Annotated in this window: 7 protein-coding genes; 3 read left to right on the top strand and 4 right to left on the bottom strand. The window is 24.0% G+C overall.

Translation table 11 applies throughout. The annotated features are described in order from the left end of the window. The first annotated feature begins 55 nt into the window (after positions 1–55). From KTO59_RS03100 to KTO59_RS03110, 3 genes are all read left to right on the top strand, one after another. On the top strand, positions 56–409 hold the full coding sequence (locus KTO59_RS03100) for a hypothetical protein (RefSeq protein ID WP_284928581.1): 354 nt from the start codon (positions 56–58) through the stop codon (positions 407–409). A 29-nt stretch (positions 410–438) separates the two neighbouring features. Continuing rightward, on the top strand, positions 439–927 hold the full coding sequence (locus tag KTO59_RS03105) for an SVM family protein (RefSeq protein WP_284928582.1): 489 nt from the start codon (positions 439–441) through the stop codon (positions 925–927). A 537-nt stretch (positions 928–1,464) separates the two neighbouring features. Continuing rightward, on the top strand, positions 1,465–2,937 hold the full coding sequence (locus KTO59_RS03110) for a leucyl aminopeptidase (RefSeq protein ID WP_284928584.1): 1,473 nt from the start codon (positions 1,465–1,467) through the stop codon (positions 2,935–2,937). Positions 2,938–3,216: 279 nt separating this feature from the next. Here the strand turns inward: KTO59_RS03110 and KTO59_RS03115 are convergent, their stop codons facing one another. The 4 genes from KTO59_RS03115 to KTO59_RS03130 all read right to left on the bottom strand — a co-directional run bounded on the left by KTO59_RS03115 (position 3,217) and on the right by KTO59_RS03130 (position 5,848). Beyond that, positions 3,217–4,698, bottom strand: coding sequence for a hypothetical protein (locus KTO59_RS03115; RefSeq protein ID WP_284928585.1), 1,482 nt, complete (start codon positions 4,696–4,698; stop codon positions 3,217–3,219). Between the two features lie 85 nt (positions 4,699–4,783). Beyond that, the gene (locus tag KTO59_RS03120; protein WP_284928586.1) at positions 4,784–5,047 is read right to left on the bottom strand and encodes a hypothetical protein; all 264 of its coding nucleotides are present in this window, start codon (positions 5,045–5,047) and stop codon (positions 4,784–4,786) included. Between the two features lie 386 nt (positions 5,048–5,433). Beyond that, positions 5,434–5,709, bottom strand: a complete 276-nt coding sequence (locus KTO59_RS03125) for a hypothetical protein (protein ID WP_284928587.1) — start codon at positions 5,707–5,709, stop codon at positions 5,434–5,436. Further along, positions 5,687–5,848: a hypothetical protein gene (locus KTO59_RS03130; protein ID WP_284928588.1), complete on the bottom strand. Its 162-nt coding sequence runs from the start codon at positions 5,846–5,848 to the stop codon at positions 5,687–5,689. The genes KTO59_RS03125 and KTO59_RS03130 overlap by 23 nt, the downstream gene beginning before the upstream one ends. Between the last annotated feature and the right edge of the window lie 932 nt (positions 5,849–6,780).

Genomic DNA, 6,780 nt, shown 5'->3' on the forward strand with positions numbered 1-6,780 from the left:
TGAGGAATAGTTAATAATATAATTATTTTTAATTAAAAAAGGAGAAATTTAAAATATGGATTCATATATCCAAACAATATTAATTTTTTTCAAAGTTTGTGCAGCTGTTTGTTGCGGTTGCAATACAATAGATATATATAAAGAAGAAGTTAATGAATACTGGCATCCTATAAAACAAGAAATAAAGTTAAATTATAATAAAAATAAATTAAAAGAAATGTGTTTAAATATTTTAGATAACAAAGAAACTAAAAATTATGAAATCGTATTTGAATATAATCAAATAAAAATTGACATACAACAGATAATAAAAGATATAGATAATTTAAATATTGAAAATATAATAAAGTTAAAGGAAAGTATTATTAATTATTATAAAAATAACTATAATAAGATATTTATTTCTTAATATAAATGTATACAAAGGAATATTTATTAATGTTTAAATTAAAAAAACAATTATTTTTATTTAAAATAGTTTTATTCGTTTGTTTAGGGTTATTATTTGTTATTAACAATAATAATCAAGTTGTGGCAATTGATGATAATAGTTCTTCATTACAAAACAATAATTACATTTTAAATAATTCTTATGATTTTTTTTTAGAAACGCAATCAGTTTTTATTAACGAACGAAATTGGAAACTCGCTGTAAAATGGAAAAATGTAGTTTTAGAGATTCAAAATATGAATAAAAATATAAATCAAGAATCCTATCAAAAATTATTTTCATTATCCATGAAATTAGGTTCGTTAATTCAAATAACAGAACAACAAAGAAAACTAATTTATGAATTAAAAGAAATTAGAAAAAAAATTAGAACCTCAACAAACACAAGGAAAAATCCACAAGATTTATTACAACAAGAAGAAGAAAAACGTGTTAAATTCCATGACTTAGATAAACAATTTTTTTCAATAAAATAAATATTATAAATAATAATTTTTTAAAAAACAATTAGAAGAATAAATAAAAAAATAACAATTAAACAAAAACTTAAAATATCCATGAAACGCATTATTTTACCTAATAATGGCGTTTTAAGATGTTATTTGAAGTAATTTTTTCAAATTTAATTATTAAAACGTTTTAAAGGTTAATATTTTAATTAAAACTTATTTATAGATTTGTTTCAATATAAATTTAAATACAACTAAATTTTAATAGACTCTCTCCGCGAGAGTCTTTTTTTATACCATAAATTCCTTTTTTTTGCAACCACCATGTAAAAAGGCGTTAACAAATAATATTTAAAGTCTTTTTTTTTATTTATAATTTTAATTTATATTAAGATAATATATTTGAAAGATATTTTTTAAATATTAAACTGAATCTTTTGATTAAATTTGAATAATGTGTTATTATTAAAAATATATAGAATAATAAATATAATAAACTATATTAAAATAAATATTTTTGAATCCTAAATATAGAATAAAATAAAGAAAGAAGAGATATAAAAAATGAATATGAATTTTTCTTTTTCAAAAGAACCGATTTTAAATGGAGATGTAGCTATTTTATTAAAAACAATTAAAAATAAAAAAACTTTTGGTTTAAAAGAAGTAGATCCACAACAAACTGTTTTAAAGGCGATGTCTTTAAAAGACTTCGAAGGGAAAGAAAATCAAAAAATAGAACTTTTAGTTCCTCATGGTTCTCCTTTTGATCGACTTAATATTTTAGGTTTAGGTGATGTATCTTCTCAAAAAAATGATTTTTGGGTTAATACAGGTGGTAAAGTTTTTGATTTGGTACAAAAAGCTAAAAAAGTAGTTATTTTTTTAGATTTAGAAGAAAAATCTGTTGATCGTGATCAAGTAAAAGATTTTTTAATAGGTTTTATGTTGAAAAATTATACTTTTGATCGTTATTTAACGACAAAAAAGAAAGATAACGAGAAAGTTTTTATTCACATAATAAATAAAGAAGCGGATCATTGCCAAAAAGTTTTACAAGAAGCTAAAGCAGTTGCGGAAGGGGTTCATTTAAGTCGTGATTTAGTCAATGAACCAGCTAATGTTTTAGGAACAGAAGAATTTTTAGCTCAAACTCAAAAATTAAAAGATTTAGGAGTTATAGTAGAAGTTTTAGATAAAAAAGCTATGACTGATTTAGGTATGAAGTCTCTTTTAGCTGTTTCTCAGGGATCTTCCAGACCTCCTTTTTTAGTGATCATGAATTGGAAAGGTAGTCATAAAGAAGAAACTCCTTTAGCTTTTATAGGAAAAGGAGTAGTTTTTGATACTGGCGGGATCTCTATCAAACCATCTTCAGGAATGGAAGATATGAAAGCTGATATGAGTGGAGCTGCTACAGTAGTTGGTTTGATGCATCTTTTAGCTTCTCGTAAAGCTAAAGTTAACGTTGTCGGCGTAATTGGTTTAGTTGAAAATACTCCTAGTTCTACCTCTCAAAGACCAGGAGATATTGTGGTTTCCATGTCGGGACAAACTATTGAAGTCATTAACACGGACGCTGAAGGAAGAATGGTTTTAGCAGACGCTTTATGGTATTGTGAAACTATTTTAAAACCTAAATTAATGATTGATTTAGCTACTTTGACAGGAGCTATTTTAGTAGCTTTAGGTCAAGAACATGCCGGTCTTTTCTCTAATGAAACTAAATTAACTAAACAGTTATTAGACGCTGGAAACAAAACAGGAGAACGCTTGTGGTTAATGCCTTTAAGTGAAGAATATGATCGTTTAATTAATAGTAAAAATGCTGATATGAAAAACTCCGCGGGTCGTTACGCTAGTTCAATTACAGCAGCTCAATTTTTAAAACGTTTTGTTCATCATACTCCATGGGCTCATTTAGATATTGCGGGGACTGCGATGGGAACAAAACCTAATTCCATTAATAATTCATGGGGAACAGGTTTCGGAGTACGTTTATTAAACGAGTTTATTAAAGTTAATTACGAAAAATAATAATTTTTTTCTAATTTAAATATAAAAAAACCAAACTAAAAAATTAATTTAGTTTGGTGGGTGTACGCACTGTTATAAATTTTCGTAAATAAATTAATTTTTAATACCGAAAAGACTAGTTAAATCAAACTAGTCTTTTTTGTTTTTAGTAAAAAGAGGTTTTAAAAATATGCAGTGTTAAAAAAAGCATTTATATTTTTTTATAACAGTGCCCACTGTGTTATTAAATTAAAAGTTGTTAATGTTTTTTAGGGTTCAGTTCGGTTTTAGTTGGGTAAATTAGTTAACGATTTTGTAAATTTTGTTAAGGTCATCAATTGCAGTTTTTTCGTTATTACTTTTTAATGTTTTAAAATTTTCATCTGATTGTTGTTTTAATTTTTCAGCGTTTTTTAACATGTCACCGTACTTTTTTTCGTCTTCATTTTTAATTTCTCTTCCTATATTCATTATTTCATTAATAAGTTTATTCTGTTCGGCGTATAATTGGTTGAGTTCGTTTTGTAATCGTTTACGTGTTTCTGTATCTGGCGCTTTAGGGAATTCATCTTCTTTTTGTTTTATTCTTTCATTATATTGTTTTGTTGATTCTTCTAATTGGTGTTTTTTTGTATTTAGATCATTTTCATTTGTTATTTTTTTTTGAATTTCAATAATAATTTTTTCATATGCATTAAGTTTTAATTGACTTTCTTGTATTGTCGATTTAATTGGTGTTCTTATTTCTTCAATTTTAGTTTTTTCGTTTGTATTTAGATTACTTGGTAATAAATTGTCATCTAATGATAAAATGTAATTTTTTATTTCATCAAATCTAGTTTGTGAAATAGGAATTTTGGGTTCTATTTCAGGTTTTGGTGTTTCAACTTCTTTTGATTTTTCGATTGGAGTTGATTCGGTTTTTTGAATTGAATCGTCATTTTCTTCGATAGTGTTTATTGGTTCATCTTCTAAAGTTGAAGTTGATTCGGTTTTTTGAATTGAATCGTCATTTGTTTCGATATAGATTTTGTTGAGTTCATCAATTGCAGTTTTTTCGTTATTACTTTTTAATGTTTCAAAATTTTTAACTAATTGTTGTTTAGAATCTTCAGCGTTTTTTAACATATTATCATAATGTCTTTCATTTTCAATTTTAATTTCTCTTCCTATATTCATTATTTCATTAATAAGTTCCGTCTGTTCGGTACATAATTGGTTGAGTTCGTTTTGTAATCGTTTACGTGTTTCTACATTTGGTGCTTTAGGGAATTCATCTTTTTTTTGTTGTATTCTTTCATTATATTGTTTTGCTGATTCTTTATTTAATTGAAGTTTATCATTTAGGTTGTTTATATCTTTTAATTTGTTTTGAAGTTCAACAATAACTTTTTCATAATCATCAAGTTTTGATTGACTTCTTTGTATTGCTGATTTAATTGGCGTTCTTATTTCTTCAATTTTAGTTTTTTCATTTGTATTTAGATTTTTTGGTAATAAATTGTCATCTAATGATAAAATGTAATTTTTTATTTCATCAAATCTAGTTTGTGAAATAGGATTTTTGGGTTCTATTTCAGGTTTTGGTGTTTTAGTTTCTTTTGATTTTTCGATTGAAGTTGATTCGATTTTTTGAATTGAATCGTCATTTTCTTCGATAGTGTCTATTGGTTCATCTTCTAAAGTTGAAGTTTTCGGTTTGAATTTGTCATAACAATACCAACCAGTACCAATTAAAGCTATAAAAATAATAAATGTTATAATTATTTGTTTTGAGTTCATGGTTTTTTCCTTTTTTTTTGGTTTAATATTTACATTAAAATTATAAAAATTAGTGTTTTATAGTTTCTAATTTTTTTAACAGTGCTCAGCGTTTTTGTTTTCTTATGTCTTCAACTTTATAATATTGTTTTGTTTTTAAAGCATCTTTTCTAGCGTCGATTTCTTCTAGTTTATCTTCGTGAGCGTTATTTAACGTTTCATGTAAAATTATCATGTCTTCTAGTGTTTCATTTTTGTTTAAATTTGATTTTAATGTTGAAAAAATATTTGAATAAACATCTAATTTTATTAATCTTCGTTCTTCAATGTCAGTAGTTGCGCCGTCTTCTTCATCTTTTTCTTTTTGCAAATTAATATTTTTTTGTTTATTTCGAAAATCTTCAATTTTTTTGTCAAATCATTAAATTCGTTTTCATGTTTTTCAATTGCACGGTCGCATCTATTACAAACATCTTTATATATATCTTTTCTCGTCGTTTTTGGTGTATTATCATCATTGAAATAATTTTTTTTGATCATATCATAACCACGATGGAATTCGTGTGCTGTAATTGCAATTTTCTCAATCGTTTTTACTCCTGTTTTTAAACATCTTGTTGCATTTACGAACGTTTTTGCAGTAAATGTATTTTGATAAATTTCAAATCTTTCAAAAATAGCTTCTTTAATGTTTTCAAAACTAAATTCGTGTTTTTTATTGTAATCGTCCCATGCAAGTTTACATTGTTTTGCTAATTATGATTCGAGTTTTAAATGGTTAATTTTATTTATAAGTTTTAATTGTTTTACTTCTACTTCAGCGATTAATTTTTGATATTCTTTTCGACGTTGTTCCTCTGTTTTGATTTGATTAAAAATAGTTTGTTCCTTAGAAGTTAAGTTTTTATATTTATGTTCTAAATCTTGTTTAATTTTTTCAGCACTAACTAACATTTCATTAAATTTTTCACATTGACTTTCTAATTCTTTAATTTTAGGTTTAATTAGATTAATTTGTTTTAACAATATCATGTTGCAGTTCTTCGGTTAATCCATCGATTTGTTTTTGTAATCGTTCACGTATTTGTTCATCTTGTGTTTGTAATTTTTCTTGTTTTTGTTTTATTTGTGTTTCTTTTTGTTTTTCTAAGTCAATTAATTGACCATTCAAAATATGAATGTCTTTTTCGACATATTTGCATTTTTTCTTGATTTCTTCAATTTTGTTGTTGTTGTCTAATTTTTTTCGATTTTTTCTTTTTCTTCTTGGGTTAATTTAAGAAATTCCTGTAATTCTTTTATTTCATCTTCGATTTTATTTGCTTCATCAAATAATTTTGAATTTAATCTGTCGTAATTGTTTAAAAGATTATCATATTGTTTAAGTTTTTCATCTAAATGAACAAATGTTTTGGTTCCATATTTAGATGATGGTTCTTTTTTTGGTTATATAGATAAATGCTCGTACTGTTATAAATTTTTGTAAATAAATTCATTTTTAATACCGAAAAGACTAGTTAAAAATAACTAGTCTTTTTTTATAGAAAAGAGATTTTAAAAATATACAGAGTTAAAAAAACATTTACATTTTTTTATAACAATACGACTTTAATTAATACCAATTAAAATTATAAAATAAAAATAAAAAAAACAATTTTTACATTCAGTTTTTTTGTTTATAAGGTATCGAATTAATTTTGATAATGATAAAATAATTTTTTTTATAAATAATTATCTTTAATTATTATAATTTTTACTTATTATAATTTAAAGTTATTTATTTATTTATATTTCCGCTTTATAGTAAGAAAAATATATCAATAATAATAAAAATAATTCAAAATAACAGGATTCAATTTATACTAAACGTTCTCAAAATTATTCATTTTAAAACCTCTTTTTGCTAAAAAAAGACTAGTTTTTTTTAACTAATCTTTTCGGTATTAAAAATGAATTTATTTACAAATTTTTAAAACAGTGCGATCTTTAAAACCTCATTTCACTAAAAACAAAAAAAAGACTAGTTTTTTTTAACTAATCTTTTCGGTATTAAAAATGAATTTATTTACAAAAATTTATAACAGTGAGCAATCAGCTTTTAAT

The organism is Candidatus Phytoplasma sp. AldY-WA1 (assembly GCF_020312115.2).
GTDB classification, from domain to species: domain Bacteria; phylum Bacillota_I; class Bacilli_A; order Acholeplasmatales; family Acholeplasmataceae; genus Phytoplasma; species Phytoplasma vitis.

Bases quoted from the DNA above. Each gene is read 5' to 3' on its own strand.
- KTO59_RS03115 (WP_284928585.1), bottom strand. From the start codon at position 4,698: ATGAACTCAAAACAAATAATTATAACATTTATTATTTTTATAGCTTTA.
- KTO59_RS03125 (WP_284928587.1), bottom strand. From the start codon at position 5,709: ATGATATTGTTAAAACAAATTAATCTAATTAAACCTAAAATTAAAGAA.
- KTO59_RS03105 (WP_284928582.1), top strand. From the start codon at position 439: ATGTTTAAATTAAAAAAACAATTATTTTTATTTAAAATAGTTTTATTC.
- KTO59_RS03110 (WP_284928584.1), top strand. From the start codon at position 1,465: ATGAATATGAATTTTTCTTTTTCAAAAGAACCGATTTTAAATGGAGAT.
- KTO59_RS03100 (WP_284928581.1), top strand. From the start codon at position 56: ATGGATTCATATATCCAAACAATATTAATTTTTTTCAAAGTTTGTGCA.